We start from the raw sequence: 18,202 nt of genomic DNA, 5'->3' as shown, positions 1-18,202 counted from the left end.
CGCCCTTACGTTTGAATTACATTAATTTGGCAGCATTACAGCACTTCTTTTTATAATATTTCTCCCTCCCAAGGCTCTTGCTGTGCCTTAGGAAACCACATTGTCATTGTAGTACCTTTTCCATATTCACTTTCTGCTGTCAATCGTCCTCTATGACTTTCCATAATTTCTTTTGCTATAGCTAGTCCTAAACCAGTACCTCCCATTGCTCTACTTCGTGCTTTATCTACTCTATAAAAACGTTCAAATATTCTTGGTAAGTCTTCTCTTTGTATTCCCATACCTGTATCTCTTACCATAATTTTATAATAATACGCATCTTCTCCTGTAAAAATACGTATTTCTGCTTTTGGTAAACTATATTTTATAGCATTTGTTACAATATTATTGATTACTTGACTAATTCTATCTCTATCACCATATAATATTACATCTTTTTTTGCAGGTACATAATATAAATTTTGCTCTTTAGCTTCTGCATGAATTTTATTTTGTCTTACTGTTTCCTCTAAAAAGGCATTCAATGGAATTTCTGTTACATCTAACTGTACCTGTTTACTATCAAAACGGGAAAGCTGCAACAAATCCCTTACTAAAAATGCCATTCTATCTGCTTCACTATTTACTATTTCTAAAAATTCTTTTGCAATCTCTGTATCTTCTAATGCACCCTCTAAAAGTGTTTCTGTATAACTTTTTACAGTAGTCAAAGGTGTCCTTAATTCATGTGATACATTTGCAACAAATTCTTTTCTCATATCATCTAATTTCTTTTGCTCTGTAATATCCTGCAATACCACTACTACACCTGCTATTTTTTCCGTTTCACTAGAATAAGGAGAAAAACTTGCATTAATAAAGCGATGTCCTACAGGAAAATTAACTTTCTGAGAAACTTCTGGACCCATATCTAAATAAACACCTGAATTAATATCAAATTTTTTTATAAATTGAGAAAATGTTAAATGTAACTCATCTACCTCTAACATATCCATACTAGCACTATTAACGTGAATAAGTTCTCCATCTTTATCAAAAGAAAGTACTCCATCTGTCATATTATGTAGTATAATCTCCAATTTATTTTTCTCTTTTGACATATCTGCAATATTTTTTTCTAGTTTTGTTGCCATATTATTAAAACTTGCTGTAAGTTGTCCTATTTCGTCATCACTTCGTACTTTTATTTTTTGATTTAAACTTCCCTCAGCAAGATTTTTTGCCCCTCGTGTTAATTCCAATATAGGTCGTGTCAATGTCTGCGAAAATACAAAACCCATAATTGCTGCTAGTAATAATGCTAACATTACTGCAATAATAATTGTCTTTGTAGTCTGTCGCAAACTATTTTTCATATCTGTTGCGTCTAATCTTGTAAATATAATATAATCAATATTTCCCTCTGCATCTTTTATAGGTGTTGCATAACTTATCCATTCTTTTGCCAACCAAAAAGAGTCCATATTTTTTTTACCAGTAGAAAAAGAAGAAACTCCTGACATTGCTGCTATAATAACAGAACTTTTATAATCTTCATAAGGCGGTTGTAAATCTGTAGTAGAAGCAATTGTCTTTCCTTTCGCATTCAATATATTTCCTTGTATACCTATAGAATTAGATACTGTTCTTAAAAGCTCTGTTTGGAAATATTCTTCTTCTCCTCCTGTAATTACTTGGTCATTTATCTTTTTGGCATATGTTTCCAATTCCTGCCTTGATTTACTGATTTCTATATTTCTTATACTTAGCAATATATATGTGCCACTTACTATCATTACCAAAAGCACCAAGCCTAAATACATAGCAATCAGCTTCCATTTTAAACTTTTCATATAATATCATCTGTCCCTTAACAATCAAAATAATAGCCTACGCCTCTTTTGGTCAATACCGTTGCTGGTTTTCCAGGGTCATCTTCTATTTTTTCTCTTAAACGTCTTACTGTAACATCTACTGTACGTACATCTCCAAAATATTCATATCCCCATACTTTTTCTAACAACGCCTCTCTTGAAAAAACTTGTCCTTTTTGTTGTGCTAAAAATTTAAGCAATTCAAACTCTCTATAAGTTAAATCAATTACTTTTCCATCTTTTTGTACTTCATATCTATCTAAATTGATGTTAATTCTACCATACTGTTGCTGATTTCCTACTACTACAGAAGACTGTTTTTCTAATGCCTCTAATCGTCTTAGATTTGCCTTTACTCTTGCTACCAATTCTCTTATACCAAATGGTTTTGTAACATAATCATCTGCACCTAATTCTAATCCTAACACTTTATCTACTTCTTCTGCTCTTGCTGTTAGCATAATAATAGGCGTTTGTAACTTTTCTCTAATTTTTTTACAAGTTTCATAACCGTCCATTTTAGGCATCATAATATCCAACAATATAATATCTGGTTGATGTTCAAACGTTTTTCTAAGGCCTTCTTCTCCATCTGCTGCCTTTATAATTTGAAAACCTTCTTTTTTTAAATTAAATGCTATAATGTCTACAATATTTTTTTCATCATCTACTATTAATACTTTTTTTTGCAAAATAGCACCTCCTCTATATAAATATCTTTTTTAAAGCAAAAAAATGTTTTCTATAATCCATTGTCACATTTTTATTTTATCTATTATACTAAAAATAAATAGAAATGTAAAATAAAAACACTTTTCACAATTAGTAATGTTTTTCTCCTTTTTGTTTTAAAGCTTCCTGCAATACATCTTCTCCATAACATTCTACAAATTTTTTTACCCATTCATAGCTTTTCCAATAAGCTAATGAACTATCTAATTGATTAAAATTTTCTTTTAGTTGTTTTTTGGTAATATTAATTCGTTTTTCATTTTCTTTTATATCCCACAAAAAATTGGTATATTTTTGTTCATAGTACAATGCAATTCCTTCTGACAAAAATTGTTCACATTTTCCCTTCGTTTTATCATCTACTACAAAATGTATCATTTCATGCACAACAGGGCCTTTTTCTAAAAACTCTTCTTTTATTTGCCAATCTTCTTTTTTTTCTTCCCACAAATTAGGAGAAAGTATTGCTATTACGCCATTATAATACACTCCCATAGGAATTTCTTCTTCATATAACAATGATGAAGAGAATGTTTCTTTTGTTTCAAAAAGTACAAAATCTATTTTTTGTGTTTTATTCCATTTAAAATCTTTTACAATCATCATATAATAAGTGTCTGCTTGTCTTTGTATTAATTTTGCATATTCTTTCTCTTTTTGATAATATACATTACTATGTACTCCTTCTATTATATTCCAATGATTTATATCATCATAAGCCAACAATTTTTGTAGTGTAGTTTGCTTTTCATTTTTTGTAATACCATAAAATAAAATTAAAAACAGCAATAATAAACAACTATACTTTTCTATTGTTTTCATAAAAAACACCTGCCTTTGTCATTATTTTATGGCTTTTTATGATATAAAATACCACACTCTTTCTTTTTTAGCTTTACTATGATAAAATAACAAAATCGAAAGGAGGTTTTTTTATGTCTTATACAGCACTTTACAGAAAATTTCGTCCTGATACTTTTGCAAGTGTAATAGGGCAAGACCATATTGTTAAAACAATTAAAAATCAAATATTAACAAATCGTGTTTCTCATGCTTATCTTTTTTGTGGTACAAGAGGCACAGGAAAAACATCTACTGCAAAAATATTTGCAAGAGCTATCAACTGTCTTTCTCCCAAAAATGGAAATCCTTGTAATCATTGCGAACTTTGTACTGCTGCATTAGAAAACAGAAGTATGAATGTTATTGAAATTGATGCCGCCTCTAACAATGGTGTGGACAACATTAGAGAAATTAGAGAAGAAGTAAAATACCCTCCTACACAAGGATATTACAAAGTTTATATTATTGACGAAGTGCATATGCTTTCTTCAGGTGCCTTTAATGCTCTATTAAAAACATTAGAAGAACCTCCTGCTCATATTGTATTTATATTAGCTACAACAGACCCTCAAAAAGTTCCTGCTACAATATTATCTCGTTGTCAGCGTTTTGATTTTCATCGTATTACAACAGAAGAAATTACACAAACGCTTTTGAATTATATGAAAACAGAAAATATTGCTGTTGAAAAACAAGCTTTACATTACATTGCTCGTTTAGGTGATGGCTCTATGAGAGATGCTTTAAGCATATTAGACCAATGTATTGCTTTTTACAGTGATGAAACACTTACACTAGACAAAGTGCTTGATGTTGTTGGTGCTGTTGACAATAGCATTTTATTTTCTATAACAGATGCTATAGTACAAAAAAATGCTGTAGTAATAATGGACTTTATACAGCAAATTATGATACAAGGTCGTTCTATTTCTCAATTTGTAACAGAATTGATTGTTCATTTGAGAAATATTCTTATCTGTAACACAATAGAAAATGCCTCTACATTATTAGATATTTCTTCTGAAGAATATACGCAGCTACAATTACAATCTAAAAAATTGTCAAAAGAAGAATGTATGTATTTTATCAAAACATTTTCTGCATTACAAAATGATTTAAAATATGCTTCTAACGAAAGAATATTATTGGAGGTTACTTTACTCAAAATTTGTAGTGTTACAGAAGAAAAAGATATTGATGCCATTTCTGCAAAATTAGTAGCACTAGAAAGACAAATAAAAAACGGAATTTCTTTTATTCCTTGTTCAAGTGCTCAAACAGAGAATAAAGCAGCTTCCTCTACTGCTATTTTTAAAAAGCCTCCTGCTCTCTCTGAAGACAGAAAAACAATAAAACAACAATGGCAGGCTATTTTTCAAGAAGTAGAAAGCCCTTCTTTAAAGGGAATTATTTCTCATATTTCACCAGAATTTAAAGAAGAAACAGACCAAAATTTATATCTTGTTTGCGCTTATACTGCTCTACAAGATATTGTTAAAAAAAATATCGCCTTACTACAGCAAAAAATAGAACAATACATCAACAAAAGTATTTCTATTTCTGTCATTACAAAAGAGGAATATGATAATTGGTATCATTCTATTTATGGCACAGCAGAACAAAAAAATGAAGAAGATGCAGAATTTCAAAGCTTAGTAGGAACTTATTTCCCAGAAGCAGAATTCCAAGAATAAAAGCAGTTGTATAATTGTTTTCTTTCTTGTAAAATAGAATAATCAAACAATAAATTAAGCAGCATTTTATATCAAAAAATGATTAGGAGGAAATAAAATATGGCAAAAGGATTTAATGGCATGGGTGGCATGAACATGAACAATATCATGAAACAAGCACAAAAAATGCAGAAGCAAATGCTAGAAACACAAGAAGCATTAAATCAAAAAACTTTAGAAATGACAAGTGGCGGGGGTGCTGTAAAAATTGTTATTTCTGGTAAAAAAGAAATACAATCTATTAAAATTGACCCTGAAGTAGTTGACCCAGATGATGTAGAAATGTTAGAAGATTTAATACTATCTGCTGTTAATGAAGCAATTCGTCAAGCAGATGAAATGTATACCAATGAAATGGGTAAAATCACAGGAGGTCTTGGTGGTTTAGGTGGTGGTATGTTTTAAATTGATATAAAAAAAGAAGGAGTGTTTATAAATTAGACACTCCTTTATCATATTTTTAATAGAATTTTAATCTAATTTCAATAAAATTGTTATATTTTAATGCTATTATATCTATAAAATATGATTTTATAAATGAAGGGAGGTTATACTATGATTACAATACCACAAGAAGTTATAGATGAATGTTTACTTCTCATAGGCTGAGGCAAAGGTAAAAAAAACCTTTGCTTCTATTTTTTTATTCTATTTTTTCAAAAACTTTTGCCCTATACAATATTATCAATAAACGTACCATATCTATAGTTAAATCTAAATCACCTTTTTCATTTCCTCTTAAAACTTCTTTATCTATTAACATTTGTACTACTTCCCTACCATAAGGTAATTCATTCACTTTTTGATATCGTTTTGGACAACAATTTATATTCTCTTCTACTTTCTCACTTTGATAAGGCACATTATAATATTTGCAAATGCCTTTACAAATGCCTTCTGCACATTTTTTTCTATAACTTTCTGAGCGTAATAGTTCTGCTTCTTCTAAATTTGTTAAAAACCCACATTCTACTAATACCGCTATCATATTTGTATAACGTAGTACATATAAGTCACTGCTTTTTTTAATTCCTCTATTTTTTCTTTTAGTAACAGTAATCAGTTCTTTTTGAATATCTTCTGCAAATCGTATTGTTTTATTATCACTTTTATTGTAAATCCAGCTTTCAACACCATTTGCATCATTCCATTTATTATCATAAGCATTTGCGTGTATACATACAAAAGCATCTGCTTTTGCTTTATTTGCCCTTTTTACTCTTGTTTGTAAAGGAGTATCTGTTATTTCTGGTGCCGTTAAAAGCGTTTTAAAGCCATTTCTTTCTAATGCTTTTACTAAAAATTCTGCTGTTACTCTATTAAATTCATTTTCTTTCATAATTGTTCCATCTGCAAAAACAGGCGTTCTTTTTCCTGCTGTATCCATGCCATGTCCTGCATCAACTGCTATCAATTTCATACCTTTTCCCCCTTTTTATAGTACAACCTTCCTTTCCATTATGATATGCTTGTTTCTTTTTTTTGTGAGTTCTTTGTGATATTTCTTCCAATCATTTCATAATGAAAAGCATACTTTATCATAGTATACTAATGGTATCATTGCAGAGGGGGATACATTATGAAAACATTCAAAGAAGAATATGAAACACAAATTGAACCATATCTAAAACAAATTGACATTTTTTTAAAAACTAAAAAACCACCTTACTCTATTTCAAAAACTTCTGAACTGCTTCACATAACCCAATCCGAAATTAAACATATTATGGCAAAAGAAAATGTAACTATTATTGACCAAAAAACTTTTTTTACTATTATGAAAAATGGTTCTAGCACACTATGTCATGTCTTTGCTAGAGAATTATATTGTGGTATACCAAAATACTATACAGCAGAAAACATTTCTTATATCTATAATTTAGATATTTCTACTGTATTACAAGCATCACAACAAATGGGACTAAATAAATTTAGTCCTGGTATTATCAAAACGCTATTTCACTTTATACCTATTCAAAAATAAAATATTACATAAAAAACCTCAGAATAAAATACTCTGAGGTTTTTTTTATTATATTTAATATACAAGTGCTTCTTTTACTTCTTTTGCTTTTTTTTCATCTGCAAATACTTCTATCAGTTTTAATCCAAATGCCATAGCTGTTCCTGGTGCTCTTGATGTCATTATATTTCCATCATAACAAACTATATCTGTACTACATTTTGCCCCTTTTAAGTTTTCTTCCATTCCTGGATAAATTGTTGCTTTTTTATCTTTTAAAAATCCTAATTTTCCAAATATCATAGGTGCAGCACAAATTGCCCCAATAAATTTATTTTGTTTATAAAATTGTTCTAATACTTTTGTTAACCCAGCATGATTTTGCAAATTGACTGTTCCTGGCATACCTCCAGGCAATACAAGTCCCACTGCTTCCATACATATTTTTTCATCAAAAAGCATATCTGCTACAAATGGCACTCCATGTGCTCCCATTACTTCTCTTTTTGATGTTATCGAAATTGTTTTACAATTTATATCTGCTCTACGCAGCAAATCCACTATTGTAACTGCTTCTATCTCTTCAAAACCTTCTGCTAAAAAAACTAAAACGTTTTTCATGTTACAATCGCCTCTCCTTCTATGCCATATCAATACAACATTTTTTTTGATTATATCACATAAACATAATACTTTGCAACTGTATAAAGCAATGCTATAATAGTATTAAAAACAATATAGGAGGCATTATTTATGGAAATAGAAAGAAAGTTTTTAACAGAAAAAGTTCCTTTTTCTTTAGAGCAATATCATTGTGCCATGATTTCGCAATACTATATTTCTTTTTCTCCCACTATAAGAATTCGTCAAAGTAATAACGACTATTTTTTAACAGTGAAAGGCAAAGGCCATTTATCTCATGAAGAATTTGAGCTTTCTATCACACAGCAACAATATCAATCATTGCAAAAAAAGTGTGACACTCCCCCTATTATCAAAAAACGTTATTTTGTTCCTTTACAAAATAATTTGACTGCTGAAATTGATTTCTATGAAGGTAATTTAAATGGTCTTATTACAACAGAAGTAGAATTTCCTTCTGAACAAGCTGCAAATGCTTTTATTCCACCAATATGGTTTGGAAAAGATGTTACATTTGATTTTCGTTATAAAAATACAAATCTTTGTATACATGGTATTCCTCAATCAGAATAAAACAAATTATAGCACTTTTTTAACAAATGATGCTATTATTCCATTTTTTATTTATAAAAAAATTTCCCTAAAATAATTATAAAATTTACATATTATACTATATTGTACTATAATATTACATAAAAAAATTCAATTATTTTGTTCTGTTTTAGCGAAATGTAAATTGATGTAAAAAAATGTCTAGCGGAAAACATTGCAATTACAAATATTATGCACTATACTCAAAAGACAGGTAAATATTTCCACTTTTATAGAGTATTTTAAAAATATTTACGACCAAACTTAAATTATTGGAGGGATTAACATTGAGCCAAACAAAAATAAAAGTCCTACTTGCAGATGACAACAAAGAATTTTGCGATGTAGTAGTGAGTTATCTAAATAAACAAGAGGACATTACAGTTGTAGCAATTGCTTATGATGGAGTAGATGCCTGTAACAAAATACAAGAATATCGTCCTGACATCGCTATTATAGACGGTATAATGCCTCGTTTAGACGGACTTGGTGTACTAGAACGCTTACAAAAGAATAAAGATGGCTTTCATCCTGTTTGTATCATACTTTCCGCCATTACACAGGAAAAAGTTATACAAAAAGCAATGGATTTAGGTGCAGCTTATTATATTGTAAAGCCTTTTGACATGGAGTCACTTGCTAGTCGTATTCATCAGCTTATTTATGAAAAATCTGTAGCAAAATCTACTATTCCACAAGGATTTACAATACAAGCAAATACTTCTCCTTCTCCTGCTTATGATTTAGAAACAAAAGTGACAAACATACTTCATGAAATTGGTGTACCTGCTAATATTAGAGGTTATCATTACATGAGAGAAGCAATTATTATGTCTGTTAATGATATGGACGTATTAAATTACATTACAAAAGAACTTTATCCATCTATTGCTAAAAAATGCAACACTACTCCTTCTAGAGTAGAAAGAGCAATACGTCATGCAATAGAAGTTGCTTGGAACAGAGGCAAAATAGATGCAATTAATGCCTTATTTGGCTACACTGTTAATAATCACAAAGGAAAACCAACAAATTCCGAATTTATCGCTCTTATAGCTGATAAACTTCGTTTAGAGCAAAAGGCAAGTTAAATGACAAACAAAATCCCCCATATCCCTTATGAAATAAAAATCTTTTTTATTCATAAGGGCTTTTTATTTTTACTTCTTTACAACAATAGACTAAATAATGTATCATATAAAATAAGCACAAAGGGGTCATATTATAAAAATCAAATATGACAGCCCTTTTCTATTGTTTTTTTTAAATAACTGTAAATTACACATTTAAGGAGGTTCTTTATGCAAAATCAAACAAAAAATATGCTTATGATTGGTTTTATGATGTTTTCTACTTTTTTTGGAGCAGGAAACTTGATATTTCCCCCCTATCTAGGTATGTTATCTGGTTCTCAATGGTATGTTGGTTTTTTTGGTTTTTTAATTGGTGATGTTACATTAGCAATATTAGCTATTATTGCTACTTGTAAATTTGAAGACGCCAATAGAGGAGTATTAACAAGAGGAGGATATCATTTTGCTGCTATTATCAGCAGTATTATGATACTTTGTGTAGGGCCATTTGTATGTATTCCTCGAACCGCTTCTACTGTATACGAAATTTCTATACAGCCAAATTTTCCACAAGTCCCTACTCTATTATTTTCTGTTTTATTTTTTATTGTTGTATTTATACTAGCAGTACGTCCTAGTAAAGTAGTTGATTATGTAGGTAAAATTTTGACTCCTGCTCTTTTATTTGTACTAGCCTGTATGATTATAAAAGGTTTCATTTCTCCTATTGGAGATTTTGCTGCTACACCTAAAATTGAAACTGTATTTGCAGAAGGACTTATGCAAGGTTATCAAACCTTAGATGCTATGGGTGGCACTGTTGTTGCAATACTTGTTATGGCTACTATTGTAGAAAAAGGATATGGTGAAAAAAATGCTCGTGTAAAAATTGCAACACAATCAGGTATTGTTGCAGGCTTTGCTTTACTAATTGTATACGGAGGGCTTTGCTTTTTAGGTGGTACTGTATCACAGCAATACGATGCCTCTATTGCACAAACAACACTACTTGTTAGTATTACAAAATCATTATTTGGTCAAGTAGGACAAATTGTATTAGCTATTATTGTAATATTAGCTTGTTTAACTACTGCTATTGGTTTAACTTCTTCTACAGCACAGTATTTTTCTTCTATGACAAATAATAAATTAAAATACAGTTGGATTGTTGCTGCAGTTTGTATATTTAGCACAGTAGTTTCTAAATTTGGTGTAACAACAATTGTAAATTTCTCAGTACCTATACTCAATTTACTTTATCCTACTGTTGTTACCATGATTGTACTTTCTACATTTACAGATTATATTAAAAACGATAACATATTCAAATGTGCAGCATATATGGCAGTAATTATGGGATTTTTAGATATGCTTAAGGTTTCTTTTATGTCCTATCTTCCTTTTGCAAAATTTGGCTTTGCTTGGGTAGTACCTGTAATTATTGCTGGTGTGATAGGATTATTGATACCAAACAAAAAATATTCTATTTAAGACCTATTTATAATGGAGGTAATTCTCATGGATTTAAAACAACAATATGCTCAAAAATTAATCAGTTTAGATAGTGTATTAGAAAAAGTAAAAAGTGACGATATTATACTTCCAGCATTAGCAGGTTGTGAGCCTTCTGGGTTTTTAGAAAGATTACATGAAATAGATGATAGAGTAAATAATGTGCGTGTATTCAATGCTTTAGAATTTAGTACATTTCCTTTTCAAGACCCTAAAAGGAATATTAAAAATATACGTTCTATGTGTTATTTTTTTGGTGGAAGCAGTCGTAATATGCACCCACTTAAAAGAACTTCACTTTTACCCTGTCATCTTCGTAATTTTTCAAAATGGGTATTAGAAGATAAAAAGCCAAATATATTTATTGCTAGTGTAACACCTATGGACAGATTTGGCTATTTTTCTATGTCACTTTCTCTTGTATATGAAAGGCCTTTTTTGGAAGCAGCAGATATTGTCATATTAGAAGTAAATGACAAAATGCCTCGTGTATTAGGAGATACCATAGTACACATTTCTCAAGTAGACTACATATATGAATATAGTCATGATATTGTTTCTGTTTCTGCTCCACCAATAGGAGAAAAAGAAAAAAAAATCGGTACTTATATTGCTGACTTTATACAAGACGGCGATACTTTTCAGCTTGGTATAGGTGGTATTCCAAATGCTGTTGCTCAAAGTTTAAAAAATAAAAAACATTTAGGTATTCATAGTGAAATGCTTACAGAAGGCATGACAGAACTTATGAAAGCAGGTGTTGTAACAAATTTAAAAAAGAAAATACACAAAGGCAAAACTGTTGCAGCGTTTGCCTTTGGAAGTCAAAATTTTTATGATTTTTTAAATGATAATCCTGCCATTGCCATATTAGATGGCGATTATGTCAATAATCCTTATGTTATCGCTCAAAATGATAATATGATTTCTATTAATACGACACTACAAATAGATTTGACAGGACAATGCTGTTCGGAAAGTATAGGCAGCAGACAATATAGTGGTATAGGAGGACAAACAGATACTGTATTAGGTGCTCTTATGAGCAAATGTGGTCGCTCTATTATTGCACTTCCTTCTACTACAAAAGATGAAAAAATATCGAAAATTACTCCTTTTTTAACAACAGGTGCTGCTGTAACACTTTCTCGAAATGATGTAGACTATGTTGTAACAGAATATGGCGTAGCAAAAATGAGAGGACAAACTATAGCAGAAAGAGCAGAAAACCTCATTGCTATAGCTCACCCAAAATTTAGAAAAGAATTAACACAACAAGCAGAACAATTACAAATTTGGTAATATAATCATTTTCTCCTTTCTATTATATATAGTTAGGAGCTTTTTTTAATTTATAATAAGTGTCCAAAAGTATTGATTTGAAAATAACTTTTTATAACATCTTTTCTCACTTTTTTCAAAAAACGAACAAAATTTGAATATACTGAGTAAATCATAGAAAACTTTTCACAATTGAAAACACTAAAAAATCTTTTTATTGATATGTGTGTTTGGACACTCTATATATTTAAAATCTATTTACAAATATCGGCAAAAATGTTATATTTATTTCGTATTATGATTTTAAGGAGGTTTTTTATTTGACAAAAATAGAATTAGAAAAATTACAAAAACTGATACAAAAGCTAGAAAAACAGGCTGTTTTTGACTCTATTAGCGAACATATGTTCTCGGGGGGGGGCACGTTCAGTGAAGATATTGACAGCATTTACAGTACAATAGAACAATTAAACACATTATTTTTAAATTATGGCGGCATTTCTTTCACACTTCCTCAAAAAAATGAAAATTTACTTTATTCCCTTCATCAGTGGATTGCATTGGCAAAATATCGTTTGCAGCAGTTAGAAACTACCTCTGAAGAAATACTGATACACAATGCAATTGACAAAAAATTTCAAGATATTATTAAACAAATACAAAAACTAGAGCAAATTGGTTTGTTACGTCATATGCGTGCTTGTTTTCATCGTCTTCACCCTAAAAACCAGCAAGCACTCATTGACTATATGATATGCTTTCCTTATTGGGGAACATTAAATCCAGAAAAAAATGACTATACTTTATTTGAAAATAGAGCAAAAGCTCTCTGGGAACATAAACAAGATTTTATATGGCTTTATCAAAATTTATGTGATTATCGTTCTAAAAAAGTATTACTAGCAATTATGTCAAATTGGATAGAATTAGACTTCAAATTATTAGCAGAAACAAAAGAAATTAATTTTGGAGATTATTTTGATTTAGATATTTTTCATTGCAATGATAACGAAGTATTTGTTGATTTAGGTGCTTATATAGGCGATAGTGCATTACAATTTATAGATATCTACAAAAAATATAAAAGAATATATTGTTATGAAATTACACCTAAAATTTACGCTAAATTAGAACAAAATATAAAGGGACTACCTAATATCGAACTTCGTCAAAAAGGTGCTGGAGAAAAACAAGAGAAACTATATATTCAATTTAATGAAAGTGATTTTTCTGCTAATACACTTTGTTCTCAAAGCCAAAACGAACAAAACACAGTTACTGTTGTACCAATAGACGAAGACATTACAGAAGCAATTTCTTTTATTAAAATGGATATTGAAGGTGCAGAACAATCCGCTTTAAAGGGCTGTACAAAACAAATTCGTAAAAGTCACCCTAAACTTGCTATTTGTACCTATCATAACAATGAAGACATTTGGAAAATTGCTCGCATGGTATATGAAATTGACCCTAGCTATCGCTTTTATATGCGTCACAATGGAGGTAATTTAGTTCCAACAGAATACGTATTATTTTGTGTATAATGTAAAAATATACCATTTTTTGAATAACTTCTTTGACAGTTACTCAAAAATAGTATATAATCCTATCAATACTACAAATGAGGAGAGAGTATTGCATGGGTACAGTGAACAGAATTACTATAAAAGAACAAGTTTACAATGTGATAAAACAAAAAATACTCCATCAGCAATATCAATTAGGAGAAAAAATTAATATTGATGCTCTAGCATCAGAATTACAAGTCAGCAATTCTCCTATAAGAGAAGCTTTAATGCTATTGGAAAAAGATGGTTTAATTATAACAATACCTAATAATGGTGCAAAAGTTATTTCTTTTACAGAAGAAAGTTTTGTTGAAATTGCTCAGACTATTTGTGCTATGTTATGTGGTGCTTATTTATTATGTATACAGCTCAATAAAACAGAGGAAATTGTACAACATATGCAACGTCACATTACATTACAACATAATGCTTTAGAAACTCACGATTTTCATGAATTAGTACAGCAGTCTATACTTTTTGATAAAAGTATTATATCAGTTTGTCAAAATAAATATTTCCTTTCTATTTATGAAAGAATTGAAGATGTATTTTATTTAATGATATTACACAATAATCAACACGGTTTGAGAGATTGTCAAAAAAGCATAGAAGAACATCAAATGATACTTTCTAATATCAAACAAAATAATGTAAATGAAGTATTACGTTGGCTAGCTATTCACTATGATAAGCATTTTATTAAAAAATAATTGTAAAGAGATAGTTTTTTCATATTATAAGCTATCTCTTTTTTTATTGATTTTGCTATAATAATGTTATATCATATTAATCAAAAGCGGGGGGAATTATTCATGAAAAAATATATTGCTTTGTTTATACTATCACTTTTTTGTTTCACTTCTTGTACAACACTTTCTTCTCAAAATATACAAAATAACACAGAACAAAATTCAGAAAGCGATACAAATACAGATAGTAACACAAATGAACAGAAAGAAGAAGATACAGAACAGACTACCGTTACAGATGAAAACGGAACTACTTATACAAAATCATTTGGTAGTTACACTGTTCCAACAGGCTGGGTAGAAAATTCTACTTATTCTACAAAAGACAAATTTTTTTATTTAGTAGATGGAACAGAAAACGAAGCATTTCCAAATAATATTTCTGTAAATGTAGGTACAAATTTATATAGTGCAGAAAATCATATTTCATTTAGGCAAGCAATTGTTAATCAGCTTGTAAGCCAACTCCCAAAAGATACTACACTAAATGGTAGTGGCAGTCATACTGCAAACGACTATGTAGTATATACATTTACATTTTCAGTTACAGAAAATGACATGACATTAAATGCTACACAATATTACATAGTTGGTGACCACAAATTTGTTATGGTTTATGAAAGCGTATATGATGGCAATACAGAAGAAGTTGATGCTGTTGCAAAAAATATTGTGGATACTTTTAAATGGTCAGAATAAAAAAATAATATAAAAAAGAAGTAAGTTCAACAAACATAACTACTTCTTTTTTTATATTATACATTTATTATATTCTCTCTAAACAAGCAAAAAACATTTCATAACTATCGTCCCAGCCTTCTCTAGGATATGTAGCTCCACCGTTGCAGCTTTTTAAAAGATTAGAACAATATTCTTCTCCTTCCGCAAATAATTCTCCTACTGTAATAGAAAATCCTTGCTGTGTTGCTAATTCACAAAAGGCAAGTGCAGGGTCTTTTTCTTTTTTTGTATTTAAAAGCATATTTTTTAGTGTTTGGTCTTGTTTTGCTTTTTCTAGTAATGCAAACAATTTTTCATTCATATGCTATTCCTCTTTTCTATTATACATTATTCATAATATTTTATTAATGCTTGTGTACCGAAATCTCCTTTTCCTTCTTTTAGCATAGTATGATACATATTTTCTACCGTTCTAAGAACATTTAATGTAACTTCTCTGTCATCTATTTCTTCTAATGCAATATTCAAGTCTTTTACATAATGTTTTATAAAAAATCCTGGTGCAAAATCTTCTTTTAATATACGTGGAGCCATATTATCCATTTGCCAGCTTCCTGCTGCCCCTTTACTAATGCTATTTAACATGGTGTTTAAGTTTAATCCTACTGCTTCACCATATATCAGTGCCTCGCAAACACCAGAAATCGCTCCAGCTAATGCAATTTGATTTGCCATTTTGGTATGTTGTCCACTACCTGCTTTTCCTTGATACACTACATTTTTGCCCAATGCTTCAAATATAAATTTACATTGTTCAAATGCCTTTTCATCACCGCCTACCATAATAGATAACGTGCCTTGTGCCGCACCAATATCACTACCAGAAACGGGAGCATCTAATGTTGAAATTTCTCTTTTTGCCCCTTCTTGATATATTTTTTGTGATAGTTTAGGACTCGTTGTAGTCATGTCAATAACATAAGTGCCTTTTGAAGCATTTTCCAATATTCCATTTTTTCCAAAATAAACTTCTTCTACATCTTTAGGATAACCTACCATTGTAATCACAGCATATTTTTGTTTTACACACTCTGCTATACTATCACACCATAATGCTCCTTCTTCTATTACATCAAGTGCTTTTTGTTTTGTTCTTGTATAAATAGAAACTGTAAATCCTTTTTTTATCAGATTTCTTACCATAGACTTTCCCATAACACCAATGCCTATAAAACCAATTTCTTTCATATTTATATTCTCTCCTTTTTATTTTTTTATAGTATATCATAAAAAGAAGGTACAACATAGCAATATTATTTACTTAGTATTTTTATAAATTCTTTTACTTCTTCATCTTCTGGTACAATTTTTTCTAATTTTTTTGACAAGTCCAATGCTTTATCTTTCATTGTTACTTCTGCCATTAATTTTTTAATAGTCGTTTTGGTATCTTCCACCATCTTTTTTAGACTTTCCTTTTTTTCTTCTTCTTTTTTCTTTATCATATTCCATAAATCTGCTTTACCTTCTTCTGAAGAAATAATCTGTTCTAGTAATACATCTCTTTGTTCTTTAGGCAAATTTGCAATATAAGAATGTACCATATTATAAGTATCTTCTACTATTTTCTTTTGACCTGGTAATTCTCTTTTTTTCATAGCATCTAGTAATATAGTATAATATTCTCCTAATTTCATATCACATTCTTTTTCATTGCATAATCTTACAATTAGCCAATAAAAATTATAAAATCCTTTTCCCATTGTTTCACTTAAATTTATAGTTTTTATTATTTCTTTTGCTTGTTGATATTGTTTTAATTCCATACAGCATCTTGTTTTTAAAAATTTTATAAACTCTTTTTGTGTTTCATTTGCAAAACCAAGAGAACCTGTTCTTAACAACTGTAAATCTAATTCTCCATTTTGATATTTTTCCATTAATTGCAGATATTTTTCCATCATTTTTAATGCAGGACGATACTGTTTTTGTCTAAATAAAGCATTAGATTGTATAAAGCGAATATCTATTTCAAATGTCTGATACATTCCACTTTTACCTTCTCCTGTAAACAATTTTACATAATCCTGACATATTTTTAATGCTTTTTGTTTATCATCAATTTTGTCATAATAACGAGCTACTTTTACAAAAGCATTTGGTACAAATATATTATTCAAATTCTTGTACATCAATTTTTCTGTCAACAATATCAAATTTTTATAAACTTCTTTATTAATTACATCTTCTTCTACCAAAATATGAACAATCGCCCTTAAGTCATGAAGATTTTCTTTGATTTGTTTTTCCAATAATGAAGCATTTCTTATTTTTTTCTGTTTTCGTTTTTTCTCATCTTCAAAAGCATATCCATCATGATACAATGTTGTAGTATCTAATGTATACACTGGATTGCTATAAGGCATATACTCATGTATAATACCAACATATCTTGGTTTTAAATCTCTGCGAAATATTCTATAAGCCAAAAAGTAAGAAGTATCTCCTTTATAGTCTTTCAAACTTTCTACTTCATTGCAAACTTCTGCATTAAAACAATTTTTCATTTTACAAAAAGCACCTGTATAGCGATATTTTTCTTCACTATTAAAAAAATTTACTAAATGAGATACATCTTCCACTAATTCCTCATCAGCGTCCATTACCATAATCCATTCGCCTTTTGCTTGTTCTATTCCATAGTTTCTAGCAGCAGAAAAGTCATTACACCACTCAAAATGTAGCACTTTGTCTGCATATTTTTCTGCAATCTCTACAGATTTGTCTGTAGAACCTGTATCTGTTACAATTACTTCACAATTTAGCTGTTCTTTTAAAGGTATTAAAGATTTCAAGCATCTTTCTAAACATCTTTGTTCATTTTTGACAATCATACAAATAGACAACATTATATTATTTTGTTCCATAATTAGCCTCCCAGTGTTATTACTACTACTTTCACTTTTAATATATCCATAACA

General features: G+C 29.6%; 18 protein-coding genes. 10 read left to right on the top strand and 8 right to left on the bottom strand.

The window, feature by feature from the left end; translation table 11 throughout:
- Positions 1 to 50: 50 nt before the first annotated feature.
- The 3 genes from C820_RS04320 to C820_RS04310 all read right to left on the bottom strand — a co-directional run bounded on the left by C820_RS04320 (position 51) and on the right by C820_RS04310 (position 3,407).
- Positions 51 to 1,832, bottom strand: coding sequence for an ATP-binding protein (locus C820_RS04320; protein WP_083863959.1), 1,782 nt, complete (start codon positions 1,830 to 1,832; stop codon positions 51 to 53).
- A 17-nt stretch (positions 1,833 to 1,849) separates the two neighbouring features.
- Positions 1,850 to 2,545, bottom strand: a complete 696-nt coding sequence (locus tag C820_RS04315) for a response regulator (protein ID WP_004037977.1) — start codon at positions 2,543 to 2,545, stop codon at positions 1,850 to 1,852.
- Between the two features lie 130 nt (positions 2,546 to 2,675).
- Positions 2,676 to 3,407, bottom strand: a complete 732-nt coding sequence (locus tag C820_RS04310; RefSeq protein WP_004037979.1) for a peptidase MA family metallohydrolase — start codon at positions 3,405 to 3,407, stop codon at positions 2,676 to 2,678.
- A gap of 113 nt (positions 3,408 to 3,520) precedes the next feature.
- Between C820_RS04310 and dnaX the strand changes: the two genes are divergently transcribed.
- Both dnaX and C820_RS04300 read left to right on the top strand, forming a co-directional pair.
- Positions 3,521 to 5,122, top strand: coding sequence for a DNA polymerase III subunit gamma/tau (gene dnaX, locus C820_RS04305; RefSeq protein ID WP_004037980.1), 1,602 nt, complete (start codon positions 3,521 to 3,523; stop codon positions 5,120 to 5,122).
- A 99-nt stretch (positions 5,123 to 5,221) separates the two neighbouring features.
- Positions 5,222 to 5,566 (top strand): YbaB/EbfC family nucleoid-associated protein, encoded by a 345-nt coding sequence (locus tag C820_RS04300; protein WP_004037982.1) that lies wholly within the window; start codon positions 5,222 to 5,224, stop codon positions 5,564 to 5,566.
- 238 nt (positions 5,567 to 5,804) lie between these two features.
- On the opposite strand, the gene C820_RS04295 is transcribed toward C820_RS04300, so the two are convergent.
- Positions 5,805 to 6,581, bottom strand: a complete 777-nt coding sequence (locus C820_RS04295) for an N-acetylmuramoyl-L-alanine amidase family protein (protein WP_004037983.1) — start codon at positions 6,579 to 6,581, stop codon at positions 5,805 to 5,807.
- Positions 6,582 to 6,740: 159 nt separating this feature from the next.
- Between C820_RS04295 and C820_RS04290 the strand changes: the two genes are divergently transcribed.
- Entirely contained in the window at positions 6,741 to 7,145 is a 405-nt protein-coding gene (locus C820_RS04290) for a hypothetical protein (RefSeq protein ID WP_004037985.1), read from the top strand.
- Between the two features lie 54 nt (positions 7,146 to 7,199).
- Here the strand turns inward: C820_RS04290 and C820_RS04285 are convergent, their stop codons facing one another.
- Positions 7,200 to 7,745 (bottom strand): DJ-1 family glyoxalase III, encoded by a 546-nt coding sequence (locus tag C820_RS04285; RefSeq protein ID WP_004037987.1) that lies wholly within the window; start codon positions 7,743 to 7,745, stop codon positions 7,200 to 7,202.
- Positions 7,746 to 7,877: 132 nt separating this feature from the next.
- On the opposite strand from C820_RS04285, the gene C820_RS04280 reads away from it, so the two are divergent.
- The 7 genes from C820_RS04280 to C820_RS04250 all read left to right on the top strand — a co-directional run bounded on the left by C820_RS04280 (position 7,878) and on the right by C820_RS04250 (position 15,239).
- Positions 7,878 to 8,339 (top strand): CYTH domain-containing protein, encoded by a 462-nt coding sequence (locus C820_RS04280; RefSeq protein WP_004037989.1) that lies wholly within the window; start codon positions 7,878 to 7,880, stop codon positions 8,337 to 8,339.
- A gap of 305 nt (positions 8,340 to 8,644) precedes the next feature.
- Positions 8,645 to 9,448 carry a sporulation transcription factor Spo0A gene (gene spo0A, locus C820_RS04275; protein WP_004037991.1) on the top strand — a complete coding sequence of 268 codons (804 nt, stop codon included), beginning with the start codon at positions 8,645 to 8,647 and terminating at the stop codon, positions 9,446 to 9,448.
- Between the two features lie 210 nt (positions 9,449 to 9,658).
- The gene (brnQ, locus tag C820_RS04270) at positions 9,659 to 10,921 is read left to right on the top strand and encodes a branched-chain amino acid transport system II carrier protein (protein ID WP_004037993.1); all 1,263 of its coding nucleotides are present in this window, start codon (positions 9,659 to 9,661) and stop codon (positions 10,919 to 10,921) included.
- A 27-nt stretch (positions 10,922 to 10,948) separates the two neighbouring features.
- Positions 10,949 to 12,244 carry an acetyl-CoA hydrolase/transferase family protein gene (locus C820_RS04265; protein ID WP_004037995.1) on the top strand — a complete coding sequence of 432 codons (1,296 nt, stop codon included), beginning with the start codon at positions 10,949 to 10,951 and terminating at the stop codon, positions 12,242 to 12,244.
- Between the two features lie 299 nt (positions 12,245 to 12,543).
- Positions 12,544 to 13,767, top strand: a complete 1,224-nt coding sequence (locus tag C820_RS04260; protein ID WP_251855622.1) for an FkbM family methyltransferase — start codon at positions 12,544 to 12,546, stop codon at positions 13,765 to 13,767.
- A 95-nt stretch (positions 13,768 to 13,862) separates the two neighbouring features.
- Entirely contained in the window at positions 13,863 to 14,501 is a 639-nt protein-coding gene (locus C820_RS04255) for a GntR family transcriptional regulator (RefSeq protein WP_004037999.1), read from the top strand.
- A gap of 102 nt (positions 14,502 to 14,603) precedes the next feature.
- Complete coding sequence (locus C820_RS04250; protein WP_004038001.1) at positions 14,604 to 15,239, top strand: hypothetical protein; 636 nt, start codon at positions 14,604 to 14,606, stop codon at positions 15,237 to 15,239.
- 67 nt (positions 15,240 to 15,306) lie between these two features.
- Here C820_RS04250 and C820_RS04245 read toward each other — a convergent pair whose 3' ends face one another.
- From C820_RS04245 to C820_RS04235, 3 genes are all read right to left on the bottom strand, one after another.
- Positions 15,307 to 15,582: a Nif11-like leader peptide family natural product precursor gene (locus tag C820_RS04245; protein WP_004038003.1), complete on the bottom strand. Its 276-nt coding sequence runs from the start codon at positions 15,580 to 15,582 to the stop codon at positions 15,307 to 15,309.
- Between the two features lie 26 nt (positions 15,583 to 15,608).
- A complete protein-coding gene (locus C820_RS04240; protein ID WP_004038005.1) occupies positions 15,609 to 16,469 on the bottom strand; it encodes an NAD(P)-dependent oxidoreductase in 861 nt (286 codons plus the stop codon).
- A 65-nt stretch (positions 16,470 to 16,534) separates the two neighbouring features.
- Positions 16,535 to 18,148 carry a glycosyltransferase family 2 protein gene (locus C820_RS04235; RefSeq protein WP_004038007.1) on the bottom strand — a complete coding sequence of 538 codons (1,614 nt, stop codon included), beginning with the start codon at positions 18,146 to 18,148 and terminating at the stop codon, positions 16,535 to 16,537.
- Positions 18,149 to 18,202: the final 54 nt, after the last annotated feature.

The organism is Clostridium sp. MD294 (assembly GCF_000364165.2).
Lineage (GTDB): Bacteria > Bacillota > Clostridia > Lachnospirales > Anaerotignaceae > Coprocola.
This window is presented reverse-complemented; position numbering and strand designations above follow the sequence as displayed.

Coding starts and splice junctions, on each gene's coding strand:
- C820_RS04250 (WP_004038001.1), top strand. CDS start 14,604: ATGAAAAAATATATTGCTTTGTTTATACTATCACTTTTTTGTTTCACT.
- C820_RS04290 (WP_004037985.1), top strand. CDS start 6,741: ATGAAAACATTCAAAGAAGAATATGAAACACAAATTGAACCATATCTA.
- brnQ (WP_004037993.1), top strand. CDS start 9,659: ATGCAAAATCAAACAAAAAATATGCTTATGATTGGTTTTATGATGTTT.
- C820_RS04235 (WP_004038007.1), bottom strand. CDS start 18,148: ATGGAACAAAATAATATAATGTTGTCTATTTGTATGATTGTCAAAAAT.
- C820_RS04265 (WP_004037995.1), top strand. CDS start 10,949: ATGGATTTAAAACAACAATATGCTCAAAAATTAATCAGTTTAGATAGT.
- C820_RS04240 (WP_004038005.1), bottom strand. CDS start 16,469: ATGAAAGAAATTGGTTTTATAGGCATTGGTGTTATGGGAAAGTCTATG.
- dnaX (WP_004037980.1), top strand. CDS start 3,521: ATGTCTTATACAGCACTTTACAGAAAATTTCGTCCTGATACTTTTGCA.
- C820_RS04300 (WP_004037982.1), top strand. CDS start 5,222: ATGGCAAAAGGATTTAATGGCATGGGTGGCATGAACATGAACAATATC.
- C820_RS04320 (WP_083863959.1), bottom strand. CDS start 1,832: ATGAAAAGTTTAAAATGGAAGCTGATTGCTATGTATTTAGGCTTGGTG.
- C820_RS04245 (WP_004038003.1), bottom strand. CDS start 15,582: ATGAATGAAAAATTGTTTGCATTACTAGAAAAAGCAAAACAAGACCAA.
- C820_RS04285 (WP_004037987.1), bottom strand. CDS start 7,745: ATGAAAAACGTTTTAGTTTTTTTAGCAGAAGGTTTTGAAGAGATAGAA.
- C820_RS04310 (WP_004037979.1), bottom strand. CDS start 3,407: ATGAAAACAATAGAAAAGTATAGTTGTTTATTATTGCTGTTTTTAATT.
- C820_RS04255 (WP_004037999.1), top strand. CDS start 13,863: ATGGGTACAGTGAACAGAATTACTATAAAAGAACAAGTTTACAATGTG.
- C820_RS04295 (WP_004037983.1), bottom strand. CDS start 6,581: ATGAAATTGATAGCAGTTGATGCAGGACATGGCATGGATACAGCAGGA.
- C820_RS04280 (WP_004037989.1), top strand. CDS start 7,878: ATGGAAATAGAAAGAAAGTTTTTAACAGAAAAAGTTCCTTTTTCTTTA.